This window comes from Cohnella abietis (assembly GCF_004295585.1).
Classification (GTDB): Bacteria; Bacillota; Bacilli; order Paenibacillales; family Paenibacillaceae; genus Cohnella; species Cohnella abietis.
This window is the reverse complement of record NZ_AP019400.1, coordinates 3,324,104-3,342,667: the sequence shown is the minus strand read 5'-3', so window position 1 is coordinate 3,342,667 and position 18,564 is coordinate 3,324,104. Positions and strand designations below refer to the sequence as shown.

Sequence of the window (18,564 nt, the reverse complement as noted above, 5' to 3'; positions counted from 1 at the left end):
ATACGTTCATGATATCATCTAACACTGTAAGGTTCAATCTAACACTGTTAGATAACACAACAAAGAAAGAAGTGATCCGCATGAATACAGAAAACCTCCATTACTTTGAGAAGGCTCCGATTGCCAAAGCTGTAGCTCACTTCGCCGTACCTATGATGCTAGGCATGTCAATGACCGTCATCTATTCTATCTTAAATGCCTTTTTCCTAGGTACGCTCCACAATACTGCCATGTTAACCGCGCTCGCTTTAACCTTGCCGTTATTCGCAGTCATTATGGCACTAGGCAACTTGATCGGTATCGGTAGCGGTACATTTATTTCCCGATTGCTCGGTGAGAAAAAATATGAGGATGTCAAAAATGTTTCTTCATTCGCCGTTTACAGCAGCTTGGCTCTCGGTCTTATCGTATTAGCCGTAGGCTACCCGTTAATTGATTCGATCGTTCATGGCTTAGGAGCAACGACCGACTCCTTTGGATTTACGAAGGACTATGTCACGGTTATGCTTATCGGTTCGCCAATTATCCTCTTATTCTTCACGCTGGAAAATATCGTGCGCTCGGAGGGCTCAGCAATCATTTCGATGATCGGTATGATTCTCAGCGTAGTAGTAAATATTATTCTCGATGCGCTCGTCATCTTCGTCTTCCATTGGGATGTGATCGGCGTCGCGTCAGCTACTGTTATCTCTAATTTGGTTGCGGCTGCTTACTACGCCTTCCATTTAGGTTATAAGAGCTCCTTCTTAACTATCTCCATAAAATGGTTCAAGATTACCAAGGATATTCTGAGCAATGTATTCAAAATCGGAGTTCCGGTCTTCGTTATGAGTGTCTTCATGGGAGTAATGTCGCTCGTCATGAACCACTTTCTCGTTGAATATGGGGATCAGGCTATAGCGGGGTTCGGCATTTCATCGCGTTTATTGCAATTGCCCGAGGTTGTTCTGATGGGCTTATGCGAGGGAGTCGTACCGCTGATCGCTTACTCTTTTACAGCAAATAAATTGCGTATGAAGCATACCATCGGATTCACGATCAAAACGATTGCGGCGTTAGCTGTCGTGTTCGGCTTCATCGTATATCTGATTTCAGACCACTTGATCGGTTTATTTACGAATGACCCTCAATTAATAGAAAAGGGTAGCTATATTCTGCATGTGACGTTCTTATCCTTATTCATTACGGGAATGACCACGTTGTTCACGGGGATCTTTCAAGCAACGGCACAAGGAACCGCCGCGACTATTATGTCCGTCATTCAAGGAATTACGTTGATCCCTGTGCTCTATATCGCCAATCGCATGAACGGCTTCCACGGTGTAATCTGGTCAATCGTCATTGCGGATGCCGTCGCGTTCCTTGTTGGTGCCGTTATGCTATATGTTCTGCGGAACAGATTGCAGCCGGATCTGGATAGTTTAGTACAGTAATAAACAATTTTCCCTTGCTTATTTGCCCGTCTTGATTGCCGCATCATGTGCTTTGGCGAATTTATCGGGTGTAATTTCTTTGCCGAACAGCGCCTGGATTTGGTTGAGATGAACTTCAGCAGCGCCCGATGTCATTTGCACGTCGGCAAACAGCGTAATGTTCGTAGCCTTATTCACTTCGTTCAGTAGATCAATGTACAGTTGCGGAAGCTGGATCTTCGACGTGTTCACCTTCGTAGCTGGGATAACACCGGCCCCAGTTACAGATTCTTCGCCCCAACGCTTCACGAAATACTTCACGAATTTTTTCGCTTCTGATTTTACCGGGGAATTCTCAGCGACGAACAAGCCAACACCCGGACCACCTACCCAGCTGTCAATATTGCTCTTGCCGCCATCAACGGTCGGGAATTTGAAGAACCCAATGCTATCGCGGAATGGTTGTGGAATAACCTGGTTTGTCGTGTAGTTAGGAAGCTCCCACGTCCCCATCAAATACATGGCAGCCTCGCTGTCCATAAATTCCGCTTTAACTTCATCATTCGACAGACCGTTGAAGCCTTTGTTGAAGGCATTCATATCGACAAGATCTTGAACTCGTTTCGCAGCTTCAACAAGACCCGGATCGGTGAAGGAAGCTGAGCCTTTAATCGCATTCGCAAGCGTCTCCGTACCGGCGATACGGTCAGCTATATACATGTACCAGAGAGAACCCGTCCAGCGATCCTTGTTGCCAAGCACAATGGGTACTACACCATTATCTGCAAGCGTTTTCACAACATGCAAAAAATCATCGTAATTCGTGGGAACCTGCAAACCGTATCGCTCAAAAATTTTCTTGTTGTAGTAAACCGGAGCGATGTTGAATTCGAGCGGTAGCGCGTAGGTTTTGCCTTCAACGGTATATGCTTCTGTAGTTCCCGCAACGAACGAGTCTTGCAGCTCGCTATGCAACAGCTCATCGAGTGACGTGAACAGCTTGCCTTCCACGAATGGCTGTAGATATCCGGCTGCCCATGTCAAGCCAACATCCGGCAGCTCGTTGACAGCGGAGAGCACTTTAATCTTAGCTTTGTATCGTTCATTATCAAGCACTTCTTGCTTAATGATGACGTTAGGATTTTCAGCTTGATATTCGTCAATAATTTTGTTCACAAGTTGGTGTTGACCTGATGCACCTGCTACCGGCCACAGATGCATCATGTTGATCGTCACCTTATCACTCAATACGATGTCTGAACTATGTTTATTGCCGTTTGAACTGCTTCCGCAGCCTGAAACAATAAGAGCTAAGCTAGTCACTAGTGCCAATAACGCTCTAATTTTTATGTGCACGTTCATATCCTCCATCAACCATCATGCCAATCTAGCAAAATGTGTATTGGATAGAATGGCGACTTAATCTTTCACGCTACCAAGCGCCACGCCTGCAACAATATACCTCGATAACAGGAAGTATATCACAAAGAGCGGCAACACAGTTAGGGACAGCCCCATATAAATCGAGCCATACTCAGTCCTGTAAATATCACCTTTAAGTAAGCTCACCATGATTGGCAATGTGTATTTATCCTTCTGTGTAAGCAGGATCAACGGCATGAACAGGTTGTTCCAGCTGGCCACAAAAGCAAAGATTGCTTGTGTCGCAATTGCCGGAATCATGATCGGCATAACAATACGGTTGAAGGCATAGAATTCACCCGCTCCGTCGACTCGTGATGCCTCAACCATTTCAATCGAAAGCGTTCCAAGCATATATTGGCGCATGAAGAACACGATAGACGGAGCCGCAATTGCAGGAAGAATCAACGGTAGGAAGTTATTCGTCCAATGCAACTGATACATGAACTTATAGAATCCGATAGCACTTGCCTGTGACGGAATCAACATGACGCACATGATAACCGTAAAGAAAGACTGACGCAATTTCCAGTTGTATGCGACAAGCCCATAGGCGGTAAGAGACGAGAAATAGACTGCTAGAATTGTAGAGCCGCCTGCAATAATGAAGGAATTGATGAATCCCTTAATCGGATCGAAGCTCTTGCTCAGCAGCACATCCAAGTTACCCATTGCGTGTATCGACGGTAATAGAGAAAGACCACTTTGAATTTCAGGTGTCGAGCGCGTAGCGTTGACGATCATAATCCAGAACGGCATGATACTAAGCAGCGACAGAAAGATGCAGACAACATAGATTATCGTCTTATTGATATTAAGGGAGACTTCTGCGCTTTTCTGAACCTTTGCCATGAATCACATACTCCTTGTCTCCGCTTGAGCAGCTTTAATAAGCATTTTCTGTGCTTTCTTGAGCCTTCCCGCGTCGCGGTCGCGCAAAAGGAAGAACATGAGTGCCGAAAGTGCTGCCGCAATCGCAAAAATGATCATGCTCGCAGCTGCAGCGCTATTGTACAAATAACTACCCTTGAACGCCTGTCCGTATATGAATACGGATGTTGTAAGCGTGGCATCATCCGGTCCACCTGCCAAAAATAACTGCGGGATATCGAACATTTGCAAGCCGCCAACCGTCGAGATAATTAGAGTGTAGAGCAGGATCGTTCTCAGGCTTGGAAGCGTAATGCGGAAAAATGTTTGGAACCCGTTAGCACCGTCTATGGCCGCAGCCTCGAAAATTGTGGGACTAATGCCCATAATGCCTGCGATAAGAATAATCATCGTGCTTCCATACCACATCCAGAACTGGATGAACGATACGATACCTCTCGCGGTCCACTTGTCCTGTAGGAAAAAGATCGGAGAATCACTGATACCCAGCATCTCAAGTAAACTATTCACAGGACCCATCGGATAGGAAAATAAAGAGCTAAATAGCACAGCGATTGTACCCGCCGTGATGATGTTCGGCATATAGAGCATGATCTTGAACGCGCCTTGTCCCCGTATTTTCAGACGCTGGTTTGTGAACCAGACAGCGAGTAAAAGCGACAGTAAGATCTGGGGTATGAAGTTCATAATCCATATAATCGCTGTATTGATAAGCGACTTCTTGAAAGAGACGTTGTGATAGATGAGATCTTTGAAATTTTGCAGCGGATTATCCAAAATATGAATCGGCTTCGGGATTAATCCTTTCAGATCAGTAAAACCAATAAAAGCAGTATACAAGGTTGGATATAAAGAGAAAACCAAGAACGCAAGCAGAAAAGGCAAGCTGAATATATAGCCGTATTTAGAATAATTGACGCCCTTGCGGCGCATGGCCATCACCCCATCCAGTAATACAAAGGGGCAGGAAAGCTTACCCACCCCTTTGGCGTCGTATTATTCGCTATCGATTTGGAGTTGATCCTTGACTTGTTGCTTGAAGTCCGCGATCGCCTTGTCACGGTTTTTGGTGCCTGCGGTGTACTCACGTACTTGCCCGCGCCATAAGCTGTTAATCGTTTCGTCAAATTGAGAAAGATTTTTGCCTGTTGCGTTAGCATTCGCTGGAACGAATACGTCGAACATATTCTGTCCGCCTAGTAATTCGACTTCGCCATTGGACTTTGACATTACGACAGAGGATGCAACGGTGTCCTTCGTGCCCTTCTCTCCATCCTTCATTGTGCCGTTAGCCCAATAATACTGGAGACCCGTTTCGGAAGTATCAAGCGTTACCCACTTGATGAAATCGGCAACGGCTGCTCTCTTGGCATCGTTCTTGACAACGTCTTTGTTCCCTATCAGCCAAGTGCCACCCCAGAAAAATCCAGTTGGCGGTTCCGTAACAGCCCAGTCACCGTTCGTGTCTTTAACTTGACCGTTCATGACGTAGTTAATAAGCCAGGCTGGACCGAAGAACCCGAAGATCGGTTGAGAACCAGTGCCCGACATATCCGCAAACCAACCCTCTTCCCAATCTTTTGTATCGTTGTGGTAACCGTTGTCCTTCAGCTTCTTGGAAAGATCAAGAAACTGTTCACGCTTGGGATCAATGTGAAGCTTGCCATCGACAATCCAGCCCTTATCGGAGCTGTTCTCAATAGCGTGCCAGATGTCGCCGTCGCCAGAAACGATACCGTAGCCTTTGGCCTTCAGCTTGGCAGCCGCACCGAAAAACTTATCCCAACCAGGACCGACCTCGTTCTTGACGGTTGCAGGATCGTCAGTTCCAAAAACGTCTTTGGCAATCGAGCGACGATAGATAAAGGCGCCTCCAGTCGCTTGGTAAGCGAGAGCTTTCAGTTCGCCACCCTTACTACCTATGTCGATCGAATACTGAGCAATACCAGCATCCTGCACCATTGTGTTGTCGAGACCCAGATCGGCATAATTGGCAGCAAAGCTGGATGCGTCACCTTGTGTGTACTTGAGTACAAAAGCCGCTTCGGCAGCATAAATATCCGGGGCATCCTTGCCACCAGCAGAAAGCGCCTGGTCAAGTGCAGGCTGATAAGCGCCATCTGTGGTTGCGACGACTGTGGTTTTGAACTCCACATTCGCATCAGGATGTGTTGCAATATACTTGGTCGTCATGTTCGGGATTTCATCCGTGAAGCTCCATAGATTGATGGTGACTTTCTCCTTGGGTTTGTTGCTCGCCGAAGGCTCGGAGCTGCTACTCGATGGACTTGTACTTGCACCTGCGTTGCTGGATGAGTTTGTGTTTCCGCCGCATGCGGCAAGAACTGAGGTCAACAAGAGAATTGCAGTGGACGCTGTTAAAAAACGATTCATATTTTTATCCTCCCCTTTATACGGTTACGGTTAATTTGTAACCGCTACCATAATTATAGGGGCAGTAAATTAAGCGCATAAGGGACTATTCATTGGGGGAAATTCCACTTTTATTGGATAGATTGCTCGGTGTCCATAACCTGATGTCGATACTGGCTAGGGCTTACGCCCTCATTGTCTTTAAATACCTTAATAAAATATTTAGCCGTTTGATAACCGACCTTCTCGGCGATTTCCCAGATCGGCATTCTGGTAGTGACAAGCAGCTCCTTCGCTCTTTGCAATCTTCTGCGTGTCAAATAGTCACTAAAAGTAACACCTGTCTGCTCCTTGAACAGCACGCTAAAATAGCTCGCGTTCATGTGCATCAGCTCCGCCACCTGCTTCATGCTGATCGTTTCCTGCAGATGGTTATTGACATAGCTAATAGCTTCCTTGATTACGGTGCCGTACCGCGCTTCATCGCGGCCAGCTTCAAGCAGCTTCGGATCGACAAGCTTCTCCATTGCATCAAGGCGCTCCCTGCTGCTGTCGAGCTTTAGTGCTTTTTGCACTGCATCAATTAATATCGATTTATCCAGAGGCTTAAGAAGATATTCGAACGCCCCGAGCTGCAACGATTTCTTCGCATATTCGAATTCAGCATAGCCGGAGATGACAATGACAACGGGCAGTTGCCCGCGCATCGCCAGCATCTCTAACATCTGCAAACCATCGATTTCCGGCATTCGTACATCCGTGATGATGATATGAATTGTATTCGCTTTCAACCATTCGAGAGCCTCAACCCCGCTCGCAGCACTCTCGATTCGATGTCTGCCTGCTGACCAGGCGACGAGCGTCTTCTGTATTCCGAGGCGAGTGCGCGGTTCATCGTCAACGATCAATATCGTTTTCAAGACAGTTCGTCTCCTTCTGGTGGGATCGTTATATCAAAGCGTACAACCGTACCGACATCGGCCTTGCTTTCAATTTGCAAACCGCTGCCGCGTTCTGCCGTGTTTGGATAATATAGCTTGAGGCGCCGTTGAACATTGGACATGGCAACCCCCGCTCCCTTCTTGGAGTCTTGCGAGGTTACACCCTCAATTCTTTGTATCAGCTTGGCCAGCGTATCTCCGTCCATGCCGAGCCCGTCGTCAATGACGGCAATGGTCGCAAAGCCTAGCTTCGTTGAAGATACGCGGATCGTAACCGAACCCGGACTAATGCGACTCTCCACACCATGCAAAATTGCGTTCTCCACTAGCGGCTGAATGATCAGTTTAGGAATAGGCACCTGCAATAGCTCTTCATCTGCATCGATTTGCCAATGCAGCCGATCGACCAGACGCATTTTCATAATTTGCAAATATCGCTGCGCGTGCTCAAGCTCATCGCGAATAGTTACCCACTCGTCGTTGCCCGACGCGCTGCCAATGACATATCGGAACAGTCCAGACATGGCGACGATCGTTTGGGCAAGCTCGCTTTCCTCTTTTTCCTCCAACGACCAATAGAAGGCCTCCAGCGTGTTGAACAGAAAATGAGGATTGATCTGTGCTTGCAGCGCCTTGAGCTCAGTGCGGCTCTGCGTAATTTCCTTCTCATAGACGACTTGAATCAGCTCGTTCATATGAGTAACCATCTGGTTGTAAGTGTTATTCAGCTCGTTGATCTCCAGTGTTCGAAAACGGTTGCGACCGGCAGGAATAAGCCTAAGCCCGCCAAACCTGGCGCGGCGCATGCTTCTCATCAGCCGCTGAATGGGTCGGGTTATCATCGTAGACAGCATCAGCGTTAATAGCAGAAAAGCAACGGCGGCGATGCCGATGGATACGTAAATGGCCGTTCGTAACACAGAAATCCCTTCTGTCGCTGCTTCAACCGGCATTAGCAGCACGAGCTTCCAACCTGCCACCTCAGAATGCTGTCTGACGGCGAGCATCCGCTCCTGCCCGATAGTAACGGTGCTTCCTGATTGCGAGAGCACCGACTTCGCCGCCTCTTTGTCCATATTCGATATAATCGGGTTGCCGTCGCTATCGCTCAATAGCATGAATTCCCCGCTTTTGGAAGGGTCGTCCTTTGCCTCCAGCTCATACATATCGAAATATTCACGGTTTAAATGGACGACCAGGTAGCCGCCAGGCAAGTAAGAATTGTTCAGCAAATTGATGCGGCGGATGGCAAGCACCAAATCCGGCGAACGCGGATCAATTCCGATCCAGGCAATACGTCCTTTTTTGTCATCAGCTGCAGCAAGCGCATCTCCGGATATACGATTTATACTAGAATCATCAAGTGGGAACAACCGTCTATTATCAATTGTGTATAGCTCAAGCGAGCTTATTCCGGAGGAGTATGCCATATAATTGTTGGCGAGTTGCAGTAGCGACTGGCGCTCGTTAAAGTTGGACGATATCCCTTGTACTTCTTTCAAAAGCAGCTTCTGCACGTAGGAATCTGTTGCTACCTGGGTCGTTAACGAATCGATTTGCTTCAGCAGAGCGTCCAACCTGCCGTTGGCCTGAATCGCTGTCTGTTGAATATGCTTTTCCGCGCTTTGCTTAAGGAGCACGGATACTTCACCATAGACAAATACACCCGCAAAGGTAAGCACGAGGATCATCGTTAGCGTAAAGCCGACGAAAATTTGATTTCTCAAGGTGTTGATCTCTCGTAGATTGACGAGCCGATCCGCCCACTTTCTCACATTTCCCCATTCCTCGCTTTAGTAGGTCTTAGGTTCAACGTACCTTATTCAAATTGGAGTGTCAATCTAGTATATATACCGATTCGGGCGACTGACGGAGCATTAGACATACTTATTATAGTTAATGCCCCGGTTCGGGTTAGTGTTGGCGGAACAAGGAACTGAGGAGGGATCTCTACTGCGGCAAAATCGGGTTAGTTGGCCAAACAAGAAACTGATGGTTCACTAATGCGACCGAAGTGGGGTTGAGATAATGACGAAGAGTCATATTCAACGAGCCTCTTACTGCTTTTTACGCAGTGAGGGGCTCGTTGCTGATTTGGTGACATTTCGTGATACGAGTTTCATGAATATCTACCACTTATATATTAGAGAAGTTACGTCTCTGCACTCTACCCATTCTTATCCAATCAAAGACCAGCCCACAGCAGGTCAATAATCACCGCTGACTTGTCGTCGGATTTCTTATGTCTCGGATAACGTTCGCATGACGAATCGAGCTCTTCTTCCTTGACCAACTCGTCCATATACGACTCAATTCCCTGCTCGTCCAACCGGGTAGCTAGCTTCTGCCACTTAAGCGGATCTTCGTCGTTCTCAATAAAATGAAATAGACCGTCCGTTACCGCGTAAATTCGCTGCAGATTGGCTGAGGAAAGGCTGCCGTATTCCATTGTATATTCCAGAGCAGGGTCTCCGTTCATAACTGAGTAGCCGTCCGGCGCATTTGCCTTGTCCCTGTTGCACTTGAACAGCGCTTTAAGGCGGCTTGCGATAACCTCTTCTGTCAGATTTCCCTTTACAGACAGCTGCCGCTTCGCATTTAGCGCCTTCAGATCAAATTCCGCTACCTGATTGCGGGTAAGAACCCTTACACTCCCATCCTTGTAACGGGCCAACAGCATGCAATCTCCGCTCTGCACGTATTCAACACGATTTCGACTCAGTTTCACAACCGCGAACACGGCTCCCCATCTCTTCCATTTTCCAGCCACGTCTACTCCCGCCGCCAACATACGATCCATTAGCGTTGCGTTCGCCCTTAGAACAGCTGCCCGTAAATCCAAACCCGACTCACCGCTTCCAAGCTCTTCCGCAAGCAAACGAGATGCGATAAAGCCCCCCGTTCGGCCTTCATCATCGCGATAAGGAAGCATCGCCGACACTCCATCGATCACGCCGTAAATATCTGCCTCTGCATTGATGACAACTGCATCCTCGTTTGCAGTAGTAGCGCTGCCTGGGCGCGTCGCTTGCTTAACCTCTACCCCGCAAGGCAGATTCAGCTTGCGATAAACAATGCCCCACCTGGAGCGAAGGCTTTCCGTCGGAGCATCGGGGGTAAAGCCTAATTTCACATACGTCCGAACGGCCGGAAGGCGAAAATCATCAGTCTCCAGCAATGCATGAAATCTGCCGTCTACTATCATCTGCCGCAAGGCGGCTAAGCTGATCTGGTAGCCAAGTCCTCGTCCGGAGTGCTCGGGGTCCACCCCAACCATGTGCAAATACCCACTGTCGTCCTCCCACGCGGGCTCTTGCCAAGCACAGGCCGTGGCCACCGGCAGCTCTCCTGCACACACGAAGAGCACCCGATCCGGCTGAAAGTAAAAGTGGGAACGAATTTCCTCCTGGAAGCTTCGGATCCTTCTGAACGCCTTCTCAACGATACGTTCCCAATGCTTCTCATCCCCCGGCTGAAAGCTTCTTAATACGTAACCTTCCGGCAGCTGAACCTCCGGGAGATTTTCCAGAGTTCTGCGCATGATCAGCTGGGGCAATTGCCTCTCTTCCATCATCTCTCATTCCCCCTATCATTTTTTCGAAAATTAGGAAACGCAACTGAAGCACCTCCGCTAGCACGAGACTCAACCGACAATGGAAAAATACTGCTCCACTCGACCGCGTCATAAACGTCAATTGCAGGTCTCCGATTACCCAATATAGCCAAAGCAAACTCTTCCAGCACGAGGTGATTCGAGCCTCCGTGCTCAGCCCCGCCCGCATCCTTGTCTAACTGTATCCAAGAAGTGGAGTCGTACTTGGCCCGATACGAATCGAACGGTTCCCATCTCCCTTCCAGTTCTCCTCCCCAGGGCGGAGCTATTAACGGCGATTGGTCCTGAATCCAAATTAGATCATCCTCTCCATCATAACGCCGGGACAGATAGGCTCCTTCCGTTCCTTGAACGGAATAGTGATGCATATTGTGTGGCCGGACGGATGTCCAATCCACGCGCAATGTAATGAGCACCCCGTTCTCTGTGACGATATTCGCAACAGCCGAATCTCCCTGCCTCCAATAACTCTCTTGAGCAGCAGGATGCCCGGGACCAAATTTATTCTCAAAGTAATGACGAAGTGAACGGGAATTCGATGAAAAAGCGGACAGCTCCGCTAGACGATCTCCGCCGCTCCGACCAAGTCCGAGCCACTTGGCAATTGGACCGATAGAATGGGTAGGGTAGTTTATCCCATCATAGTCGCGATGCAGTTCTCCCCTCCATGTCAATGAACCATCAGGGGTATGAACCGCGTGGCGTAGATCGTGAATGTATCCCCCTTCCAAATAAACAAGCTCACCGAATAGTCCCTTATCGGCCATATTTTGCACCGTCAGACTCTCACGCTCATAACAGTAATTTTCAGCGAGCATATAGGTCAGCCCGGTTTTCTCCACGGTCTCCACTAATTCCCATGCTTCTTCTATCGTATGGGAGGCGATAACCTCACTCAGCACATGTTTGCCAGCGTTCAAAGCCTGAATAGATTGACGGGCGTGCATCAGCATTGGACTAGCTAGAAGAACTGCATCTATTCCCTGATCGTTCAGCATTTGATCGTAGTCCGAATAACCGACGAGCCCTGGAAAATCAGTTTGCCACTGCACGATAACCTCTTGGCGAAGGTCGCAAATCGCGACTAAGCGAACAAGCTTGGACAGAGTAGACAAAGTCTTTTTGAACCGACCGCCCCGGTTGCCTCCGACGATCGCCAATCGTATAGGATGATCAGTCATTTTTTACACCTCTTCATTTATTTGACGGACCCGATAACAAGTCCTTTTTTGATATACTTCTGTAATGCAATATAAATCGCAATGGGTGGAATCGACGTCATGAACAGCCCCGCCAGCAGCAGTGGGTAGTCCGTGTCGAACCTTTTCAGAATCGTTGCTACAGCCACCGTCATTGTTTTCAAATCATCAGACTGTAGGAAAATGAGCGGGGTAAACAAATCGTTCCACCAGCCGGTCGTGTTAAAGATCGCCAGCGTTATAATGCCGGGAGCCGATAAAGGAATAACAAAACGCGTCAGCGTCTGGAAATACCTCATTCCATCTATCTTGCCTGCTTCTAGTATCTCGTTAGGAATGCCGCGCATAAGTGCAGCTAATAGAAAGATATTAGAAGGAACGCTCGTAATTCCCCAAATCAAGATAACGGATTCCAGATGATCCACGAGCCCAATGCGAGACATGAGCAGGAAATTCGGAACAGCGAAAGTAATGCTAGGAATGGTCATCGTCGCGATAATCGTCATGTACAACCCTTGACGAAACTTAAATCGGAGCTTCGCGAAAGCAAAGGAAGCCGGAATAGCTAACAGCATCGTAAGCACGAAAGCGGCGGCGGCGCTAAAAAACGTATTCCCGAACAAGCGAAGGACGTCAAAGCGGTAATAAAGTGCCTTGAAATTATCGAAATTCCACTCCAGAGGAAGGCCTCCAGGATTTTTGAAGAAATCGACGGCGGTCCGGGAGCTATTAATAGCCATGTAGACGACGGGATAAAAGTCGATGATCGCAATAGTAATCAGAACGATATAAATGAAGAGGCCAGCTGGCCAAGATCTTCGATTGGTCATAGCTTGCAGCCCCCTACTCTTCGAAACGGTTGGCTAATCGGATTTGTGCCCAGGACACGAGCAGCACGATAACGAACAGAACAATGGATAAAGCGCTGGAATAACCGAGCTGACCCGGCGATTGGAACGCCTTAATATAAATCATATAATCGATGGGCGTCGTCTCCCTCCCAGGTCCTCCTTGAGTGACCGAGTAAACGAGGGGAAACAAACCTATAAAGCAGTAGATCGCATTCGTAACGGTAAAATAAATAATGGTTGGTACAAGCGAAGGTAGGGTGATGCGCATAAGACGTTGCCACCATCCTGCTCCATCTATGTTAGCCGATTCAAAGATTTCATTCGAAATAGACGATAAGCCGGACAAGAAAATAAGTACGCCCTGTCCAAGGGTTTGCCAATAAAAGCAGAAGATCAACACGAGGAAAGCGGTGGGAACGCGAGCGAGCCATTCCAATGTACCGTCAGATAATCCGATCGCATGGAGAAACTGATTGACGACACCGGACTGGGCGAACATCATTTTCATCAGCATTCCAACCACGACGGAAGAAAGAATCGTTGGAATATAGTAAAGCGACCGGAAGAATTTCCATCCGCGAACTTCTTCAAACAACAGGACGGAGACGATCATGGACAAGAGAAGAATGCCCGGAATCGACAATACGAATATGATGTTATTGCGAAGTAGAGTCCAAAGCTCACCGTTGTTAAAAATAAAGCTATAATTTCTTAGGCCAATCCACTCAGAGGTAGCACCGTTCCATTTCGTGAAGCTGTGGATGAAGGTGTTAACCATCGGATAAAATACGATTGCGGCCAGTGCGAGAAACGTCGGCAGCAGCGATAAATACCCTGCCAGAGATTCCCTTGTACGAATGTTCATGTCGGTCAGCCTCACTTAATCGGAAAAGATAGGATCTTCATAGCGACTTCGCCTATGAAGATCCTTAAACCTTACTTTTGCGCGAGAATTTCATTCCGCTTCTGATCTAGCTTAGATAGGAAATCAGAAGTGTCGAGCTGGCTTTTGATAACTAGAGCATTCAATGAGCTAATATAATCGGATAACTCTGAAGGATAGATGTTGTCCGGCCAGAAAATCGTAGAATCCTCGCTCGCCCACTGCTGTTGACGAATGATAAGTGGGTCTTGAGTAAATTCGGTGGCATCTACGTTCTGGATGTTAAGCAGCTTGCCGTATCCGTCCTTAAATCTCTCAACTTGCTCTTCTTTACTCAGTAGGAAAAGAATGAACTTGACCGCTTCCTCCGGATGCTCGGACGACTTGGAGACGACGAAGTCGGCACCTGTTCCTCCGATTCCACCGTTCTTAACGAGAGCGTCTTCGCTGTAGTTAGGAATTTTAAACATGCCTAGGTTGTCCCCTAGCGCCTTACGTGCATCATTGACGAGGTTAAAGCCGCCAAAAATCATCGCCACTTTACCGTTAAAAAATTGTGTCTCATGCTGATCCGTCTTAACGTTTCCATCCGTATAAAGCTGCAAATAGCTTTTCATAACCTCGACTAGTTTGTCGTTATGGAAGTCCATTTTGCCATTCACGATGTCATTGATGCCGGGAGTACCGACCATCTGCGCGAACCAATAGTCCAGGAAGTATACGAAATCTCCATCCTCGCCTGTTCCAACCGGCGTGACGCCGCTTGCCTTCAGCTTCTTGAGCATTTCTAGAAATTCGTTCGCGTTCTTCGGATAGTTCTGCTCAGGATCAACACCAGCATCTGCAAACATTTTCTTGTTATACAGAATGCCAATTGTGCCGTCGCTTCCGTCAGGAATGCCGTAAATCGTTCCTTCGTCTGCGAAATTCTCAGTGACCGCATTCCAGCCGGTCATAGAGTCGATATCCGACTTCTGCAAGTAAGAATTAAGCGGCTGGATAAAAGCTTTCAGGTCCATCGTGTAGTTGCCTGACCACAGGTTCGTTACATCAGGCCCATTACCTGCGATTCCCGCTGTTTGAAACTTAGTTATCGCGTTCGTCCCGTCTGGAACATCTTGAATATCAACCGTTACTCCTGGATGAGCTTCCTCGTACCGCTTGATCGCCTTATAAATGTAGAACTCTTCTTTTTTCTTCGTTTTGTTATTCTGATCGATCGTCGGGTATGAAGTGTTCCAGAAAACAAGCTTGACCTTCTTCTGCTGACCACTCTCTCCTGCAGAAGGAGATGCCTCGGGCGAGGAGATTCCGGCTGAACTTTTGCTGTTACCCCCGTTGTTGCCATCTCCGCAAGCAGACAATACAGCCATACTGCTTAGAAGCAGCAATGAAATCCCCTTAAGTTTCCAATTCATGAATCGTTTCTCTCCCTTTCACTATTCGATTTTTTTCTTCCTTTAGCATTTTGTAATACCGGCTAAAGTGGCCTATTCATTCCCTCCCGCTTCCGAGAAAAAAGAATGGCTTAACTACCTTTAATGATAGAGGGAGGAAGATTCGCTGGGTATTACAGCAACTTACCACTTGTTTATCTTACTGGGAGCAGACAAGCGGTGTATGAATCCCGATCTTGGTTTTTATTATCGCTGTGTTAAAAAGTGAGGAAAAAGTTATCCGTTCATGCGCCGACATTTATCATTGAAGATATCGAGACGGGGAAGCACCGCGAACCTTCTTAAACATTCGGGTGAAGGAGCTGAGGTTCAAATAACCCAACTTCTCAGAAATTTCGGTCAACGTCTTGCCATTCTTCATCATGACGATAGCCAGCTCCGTCTTTTCATGGAGCACGTACTCGGTGAAGCCCATATGGCTGACTTCCTTAAATAGCCGGCTCAAATAATTGCTGTTGAGATAAAAGGCATTCGCAATTTCTTGCAAAGAAATCTCTTGCTGCATATGAGTTTTGATATATTGCTTGATAAGCAAGATGATCTTCGTTTTATCTTCCGGAGAATTTGTGAGCGTGAATTGACTTTCGAGCCTCTCCAGCTCCTTGTTTAGAAGCTCGATTGTATCTTCCAGCTTGCGGGTCGCGTAAAGTCGGTCAACGAGCCGATGGTCGGCAGCCTGCCGTCCAGCTTCCAGTTCTTCGCAAGCAGACCAGGCGCGAAATAGAAATTCCGTCAGCATGTTTTTGACAATATGGGGATGTATGTTGGGCGGACGCTTAAGTTCCGCGTGCATATTCGTAATTTGACGAGCCGCTTCCGCAAAACGAAGCGATTCGATACAATCGAACACTTCCTTCTTCCTCTTCTGCAGCATTTCTGAGATCACATCGATCTGCGGCCTGCCATCTATGTCATCGCTATAGTAATCCGATTCTGTACGTTCTGTTATGTCCATCTTAGCCACTTCAACTAACGATGTACTTAACGATTTCGCTCTTTCCGCCGTTTCCCGTTCACGAAACATATCCAGAGATAGGCTTCGCAGAATCGAGCACAGCTCCTCCATGTCTAGCGTCGACTTCAGCAAGAAGTCACTGACCTGAAGTTGAATCGCTTCGCGCATGTATTTCAGATCCTGATGGCACGTCAATAGAACAAACCTTGAATCGGATTTGTTGGCTTTGGCGAAACGGATGAACTTCAGACCGTCAATCTTCGGCATTTCAATATCCACCAGCACGATATCCGGCTGATGCTCCTTAAACAACTCGTACGCTTCCTCACCGTCTTGGGCCTCACAGATCAGCTCCATAGCCAGTGAAGACCAAGGAATTGCTTTTCTCAAACCGAGCCGAACTAGAATTTCATCTTCCACAATCATGACCTTCATGAAATGATCCCCTCTTCCCCTTGTTGTTCAGTCGTACTATAAGGTATGGTAACCGTTACTTTAGTGAATTCCCCTAAGCAGCCGTCAATCTCAACACCGTATGGCTCGCCGTATTCCAGCCGAAATCGCTGCCGAAGATTAACTAGGCTGAGGCCTCCGGGCGTGCTCCGACTTCTGCGCGGCCCGATTTCAAATAGCTTCGGAACCTCAGATGGGTCAATTCCTTTCCCATTATCCGTAATCGTGATGACCAAATCCGATCCTATTATCCGAGACTTGATCTGTATGAGCGACTCACGCTCGCTTGGTGATGCGAATCCGTGTACGATAGCATTTTCCACCAAAGGCTGGATTGTAAACTTGGGGACATGCGCCGAAAGTGAATACTTGTCCATGTCTAGCTCGACGCGAATCTTCTGCATGGACCGAATCTCCTGAAATTTAATGAAGCTCATCGCGTAATCTTTTTCATCTTCCAAGGTACTGTACAGAACATGCGTATTCCGCAAAGTGTAATCCAGCATTCGAGTAAGGGAAAGAATCGCTTCAGCCATCGTCGGATCTCCGTGCAGCACAGCTAGAAACCGTAGTGAGTTCAAAGAATTATGCCAAAAATGCGGTCTCATCTGCTCCTGCAGAACACGGAGCTCTAACTGCCTCTTCTCGCTCTCTCCATGCTTAATCGTCTGCACCTGCTCTTGAATTTTGCCGAGAAATTGATGAATCCCAACGTTCAAGGTCTCGATTTCCTTAAAACCTTGGTAAGAATAGCTGTCAGACGACATCGCTCCATTCCCCGATTCACTTATAATCCGAGATAGCCGCTGAACAGGTGTCGTCACTTTTGCATGGAGGATAGCGAAAAAAACAATAATAAACAAAAAGGAAATGCCGGCCATAACCGCGGTCATTCGCCAGATGCTTACGCTGTCCGCGTGCAGCAAGTAGGGCGGAATTAACGACACCATCGTCCACGGTGTAGCAGCAATTCGCTTGTACACAAGGCGATAGTCACCTACTGCCAACCGAATGTCGGCCTCCCCCTCGTCTCGATTCTGATCTTTCACCTTCTTATAGACACTTCGAATGGAATCGTCGCTCTTATCGATTATCTGCGGGATTTCCTCGTTATGAAACAACGTTTGCATGTCTCCGGAAAAGATGAAAATAGGATTTGCTCGATTGATTTGGACACGAGTAAGCATACGCTCGATCTGGGCACCGTTCAGTTCAATGACAAGCAAGCCCAAGGATTCATTGTTCCAAATAATATTTTTGCTAACGTACAGAACATTCGACGAAGAAGAATCATGAAAATCCGATGTCACGTTCCAATGGAGAAAATTATTGTCCAAAGCAATTCGATGCGAGAACCACGGGAAACCCGATATGGTGTTTACCAGCCTGCTACCTTCTGCATCGTTAATGGCAGGATACGCAAAGACATTTTCCCCGCTGTCGAATACCTGAATATTGACGGGCAGCCTTAAATGATAATATTCTGAGAAGCTTTGCAATTGCTCTTCTACCTTATTTCTGCGGTCCCCCTCATCCTTCGTCTGGAGTATTTGGATTAAATCCGGATTGTTAGACAGGGCACGGGCAAAGTCATCCATGTAGTTCAAATAATTCGATAAGTTCACTGAAATCGAATCCATGTTCTCCACAATGGTGCGATAATATTGATCTTCTATTTTCTTTGTGGATTGCTTGCTGATGATGTAACCCTGAAAAGAGATCAGGAACAGCATAAGGAGCGAGATCAGAATAAACAAAAGCAGCTTCCAGCTGGAAAATAATGAAGTGATGCCATTCCTCCAATTGCTCATTTCGGTAATCTCCTTGTCTGTCTGTATTTAAGGACTGTCAAGACAAGTTCATTATAAGAATGGTTTATCATCGCAATGTTAATGCCATACCTCTGGAAGATGTCAATGAAGAGTAAACTGACGGGCTGACGTGGGTTTTCGGGGGTTATTTATTTCTTGGAAAACAAAATACCCTCTCGGTTAAGAAAGGGCTTGATCAAGATTATATAAATATTGACATTCCTTCTAAACCTATGATAATTTATTCTAAACTATTCCAATGAATTTACTCGGTTTAACTTTAGAGAGATTAGTATTTTGAGA

14 protein-coding genes are annotated in these 18,564 nt (G+C 47.2%); 1 reads left to right on the top strand and 13 read right to left on the bottom strand.

The window, feature by feature from the left end:
• Positions 1-80 precede the first annotated feature (80 nt).
• Positions 81-1,433 (top strand): MATE family efflux transporter, encoded by a 1,353-nt coding sequence (locus KCTCHS21_RS14320; RefSeq protein WP_130609336.1) that lies wholly within the window; start codon positions 81-83, stop codon positions 1,431-1,433.
• A gap of 18 nt (positions 1,434-1,451) precedes the next feature.
• Here the strand turns inward: KCTCHS21_RS14320 and KCTCHS21_RS14315 are convergent, their stop codons facing one another.
• From KCTCHS21_RS14315 to KCTCHS21_RS14255, 13 genes are all read right to left on the bottom strand, one after another.
• Positions 1,452-2,774, bottom strand: coding sequence for an extracellular solute-binding protein (locus KCTCHS21_RS14315; RefSeq protein WP_130609333.1), 1,323 nt, complete (start codon positions 2,772-2,774; stop codon positions 1,452-1,454).
• Between the two features lie 57 nt (positions 2,775-2,831).
• Positions 2,832-3,686: a carbohydrate ABC transporter permease gene (locus tag KCTCHS21_RS14310; protein WP_130609330.1), complete on the bottom strand. Its 855-nt coding sequence runs from the start codon at positions 3,684-3,686 to the stop codon at positions 2,832-2,834.
• 3 nt (positions 3,687-3,689) lie between these two features.
• Positions 3,690-4,658 (bottom strand): carbohydrate ABC transporter permease, encoded by a 969-nt coding sequence (locus KCTCHS21_RS14305; RefSeq protein ID WP_130616517.1) that lies wholly within the window; start codon positions 4,656-4,658, stop codon positions 3,690-3,692.
• 63 nt (positions 4,659-4,721) lie between these two features.
• Positions 4,722-6,119, bottom strand: a complete 1,398-nt coding sequence (locus KCTCHS21_RS14300; protein ID WP_130609327.1) for an ABC transporter substrate-binding protein — start codon at positions 6,117-6,119, stop codon at positions 4,722-4,724.
• A 110-nt stretch (positions 6,120-6,229) separates the two neighbouring features.
• A complete protein-coding gene (locus tag KCTCHS21_RS14295) occupies positions 6,230-7,018 on the bottom strand; it encodes a response regulator transcription factor (protein WP_130609324.1) in 789 nt (262 codons plus the stop codon).
• Positions 7,015-8,814 (bottom strand): cache domain-containing sensor histidine kinase, encoded by a 1,800-nt coding sequence (locus KCTCHS21_RS14290; RefSeq protein ID WP_232058192.1) that lies wholly within the window; start codon positions 8,812-8,814, stop codon positions 7,015-7,017. Before KCTCHS21_RS14290 ends, KCTCHS21_RS14295 begins: the two co-directional genes overlap by 4 nt.
• 410 nt (positions 8,815-9,224) lie before the next feature.
• Complete coding sequence (locus tag KCTCHS21_RS14285) at positions 9,225-10,613, bottom strand: GNAT family N-acetyltransferase (protein ID WP_130609321.1); 1,389 nt, start codon at positions 10,611-10,613, stop codon at positions 9,225-9,227.
• Positions 10,610-11,833, bottom strand: coding sequence for a Gfo/Idh/MocA family oxidoreductase (locus KCTCHS21_RS14280; protein ID WP_130609318.1), 1,224 nt, complete (start codon positions 11,831-11,833; stop codon positions 10,610-10,612). The genes KCTCHS21_RS14285 and KCTCHS21_RS14280 overlap by 4 nt, the downstream gene beginning before the upstream one ends.
• A 17-nt stretch (positions 11,834-11,850) precedes the next feature.
• The gene (locus KCTCHS21_RS14275) at positions 11,851-12,681 is read right to left on the bottom strand and encodes a carbohydrate ABC transporter permease (RefSeq protein ID WP_130609316.1); all 831 of its coding nucleotides are present in this window, start codon (positions 12,679-12,681) and stop codon (positions 11,851-11,853) included.
• Between the two features lie 13 nt (positions 12,682-12,694).
• A complete protein-coding gene (locus KCTCHS21_RS14270; protein WP_130609313.1) occupies positions 12,695-13,567 on the bottom strand; it encodes a carbohydrate ABC transporter permease in 873 nt (290 codons plus the stop codon).
• Positions 13,568-13,638: 71 nt separating this feature from the next.
• Positions 13,639-15,003, bottom strand: coding sequence for an ABC transporter substrate-binding protein (locus KCTCHS21_RS14265; protein WP_130609310.1), 1,365 nt, complete (start codon positions 15,001-15,003; stop codon positions 13,639-13,641).
• A 280-nt stretch (positions 15,004-15,283) separates the two neighbouring features.
• Positions 15,284-16,432 carry a response regulator gene (locus KCTCHS21_RS14260; protein WP_130609307.1) on the bottom strand — a complete coding sequence of 383 codons (1,149 nt, stop codon included), beginning with the start codon at positions 16,430-16,432 and terminating at the stop codon, positions 15,284-15,286.
• Positions 16,429-18,261, bottom strand: a complete 1,833-nt coding sequence (locus tag KCTCHS21_RS14255; protein WP_130609303.1) for a cache domain-containing sensor histidine kinase — start codon at positions 18,259-18,261, stop codon at positions 16,429-16,431. The genes KCTCHS21_RS14260 and KCTCHS21_RS14255 overlap by 4 nt, the downstream gene beginning before the upstream one ends.
• Between the last annotated feature and the right edge of the window lie 303 nt (positions 18,262-18,564).

Bases quoted from the DNA above. Each gene is read 5' to 3' on its own strand.
- KCTCHS21_RS14300 (WP_130609327.1), bottom strand. From the start codon at position 6,119: ATGAATCGTTTTTTAACAGCGTCCACTGCAATTCTCTTGTTGACCTCA.
- KCTCHS21_RS14320 (WP_130609336.1), top strand. From the start codon at position 81: ATGAATACAGAAAACCTCCATTACTTTGAGAAGGCTCCGATTGCCAAA.
- KCTCHS21_RS14310 (WP_130609330.1), bottom strand. From the start codon at position 3,686: ATGGCAAAGGTTCAGAAAAGCGCAGAAGTCTCCCTTAATATCAATAAG.
- KCTCHS21_RS14280 (WP_130609318.1), bottom strand. From the start codon at position 11,833: ATGACTGATCATCCTATACGATTGGCGATCGTCGGAGGCAACCGGGGC.
- KCTCHS21_RS14315 (WP_130609333.1), bottom strand. From the start codon at position 2,774: ATGAACGTGCACATAAAAATTAGAGCGTTATTGGCACTAGTGACTAGC.
- KCTCHS21_RS14305 (WP_130616517.1), bottom strand. From the start codon at position 4,658: ATGCGCCGCAAGGGCGTCAATTATTCTAAATACGGCTATATATTCAGC.
- KCTCHS21_RS14270 (WP_130609313.1), bottom strand. From the start codon at position 13,567: ATGAACATTCGTACAAGGGAATCTCTGGCAGGGTATTTATCGCTGCTG.
- KCTCHS21_RS14255 (WP_130609303.1), bottom strand. From the start codon at position 18,261: ATGAGCAATTGGAGGAATGGCATCACTTCATTATTTTCCAGCTGGAAG.
- KCTCHS21_RS14285 (WP_130609321.1), bottom strand. From the start codon at position 10,613: ATGATGGAAGAGAGGCAATTGCCCCAGCTGATCATGCGCAGAACTCTG.
- KCTCHS21_RS14265 (WP_130609310.1), bottom strand. From the start codon at position 15,003: ATGAATTGGAAACTTAAGGGGATTTCATTGCTGCTTCTAAGCAGTATG.
- KCTCHS21_RS14275 (WP_130609316.1), bottom strand. From the start codon at position 12,681: ATGACCAATCGAAGATCTTGGCCAGCTGGCCTCTTCATTTATATCGTT.
- KCTCHS21_RS14260 (WP_130609307.1), bottom strand. From the start codon at position 16,432: ATGAAGGTCATGATTGTGGAAGATGAAATTCTAGTTCGGCTCGGTTTG.